A 1,342-nucleotide genomic window follows, 5' to 3' on the forward strand; every position below is an offset into this window, starting at 1 on the left:
GGGTCAACTGGGCCGAGATCCGTTGATCTTCCTGCATCCGCCAGAGGCGGGATGCGAAGAATGCGATGCCGCTCGCCAGTCGATTGGCTGAGCTCATAAGTTCCTATTCCGAAGTTCCTATTCTCTAGAAAGTATAGGAACTTCGAAGTTCCCGCCAGCCTCGCAGAGCAGGATTCCCGTTGAGCACCGCCAGGTGCGAATAAGGGACAGTGAAGAAGGAACACCCGCTCGCGGGTGGGCCTACTTCACCTATCCTGCCCGGCTGACGCCGTTGGATACACCAAGGAAAGTCTACACGAACCCTTTGGCAAAATCCTGTATATCCTGCGAAAAAGGATGGATATACCGAAAAAATCGCTATAATGACCCCGAAGCAGGGTTATGCAGCGGAAAATGCAGCTCACGGTAACTGATGCCGTATTTGCAGTACCAGCGTACGGCCCACAGAATGATGTCACGCTGAAAATGCCGGCCTTTGAATGGGTTCATGTGCAGCTCCATAAGCAAAAGGGGATGATAAGTTTATCACCACCGACTATTTGCAACAGTGCCGTTGATCGTGCTATGATCGACTGATGTCATCAGCGGTGGAGTGCAATGTCGTGCAATACGAATGGCGAAAAGCCGAGCTCATCGGTCAGCTTCTCAACCTTGGGGTTACCCCCGGCGGTGTGCTGCTGGTCCACAGCTCCTTCCGTAGCGTCCGGCCCCTCGAAGATGGGCCACTTGGACTGATCGAGGCCCTGCGTGCTGCGCTGGGTCCGGGAGGGACGCTCGTCATGCCCTCGTGGTCAGGTCTGGACGACGAGCCGTTCGATCCTGCCACGTCGCCCGTTACACCGGACCTTGGAGTTGTCTCTGACACATTCTGGCGCCTGCCAAATGTAAAGCGCAGCGCCCATCCATTTGCCTTTGCGGCAGCGGGGCCACAGGCAGAGCAGATCATCTCTGATCCATTGCCCCTGCCACCTCACTCGCCTGCAAGCCCGGTCGCCCGTGTCCATGAACTCGATGGGCAGGTACTTCTCCTCGGCGTGGGACACGATGCCAACACGACGCTGCATCTTGCCGAGTTGATGGCAAAGGTTCCCTATGGGGTGCCGAGACACTGCACCATTCTTCAGGATGGCAAGTTGGTACGCGTCGATTATCTCGAGAATGACCACTGCTGTGAGCGCTTTGCCTTGGCGGACAGGTGGCTCAAGGAGAAGAGCCTTCAGAAGGAAGGTCCAGTCGGTCATGCCTTTGCTCGGTTGATCCGCTCCCGCGACATTGTGGCGACAGCCCTGGGTCAACTGGGCCGAGATCCGTTGATCTTCCTGCATCCGCCAGAGGCGGGATG

At 56.9% G+C, this 1,342-nt stretch carries 1 protein-coding gene and 2 pseudogenes; 2 read left to right on the forward strand and 1 reads right to left on the reverse strand.

What is annotated here, in order from left to right; genetic code table 11:
- Nucleotides 1–91 (forward strand): annotated as a pseudogene (locus tag ACFV3R_RS34630) (AAC(3) family aminoglycoside 3-N-acetyltransferase); the annotation flags it as partial.
- Between the two features lie 305 nt (nt 92–396).
- Here the strand turns inward: ACFV3R_RS34630 and ACFV3R_RS34635 are convergent.
- Nucleotides 397–489: pseudogene (locus ACFV3R_RS34635) on the reverse strand (IS6 family transposase); the annotation flags it as partial.
- Nucleotides 490–602: 113 nt separating this feature from the next.
- On the opposite strand from ACFV3R_RS34635, the gene aac(3)-IVa reads away from it, so the two are divergent.
- Nucleotides 603–1,342 (forward strand): aminoglycoside N-acetyltransferase AAC(3)-IVa (gene aac(3)-IVa, locus ACFV3R_RS34640; RefSeq protein ID WP_385591534.1); only part of this gene is annotated, 740 nt, incomplete at its 3' end.

The organism is Streptomyces sp. NPDC059740, from assembly GCF_042733155.1.
Taxonomy (GTDB): Bacteria; Actinomycetota; Actinomycetes; order Streptomycetales; family Streptomycetaceae; genus Streptomyces.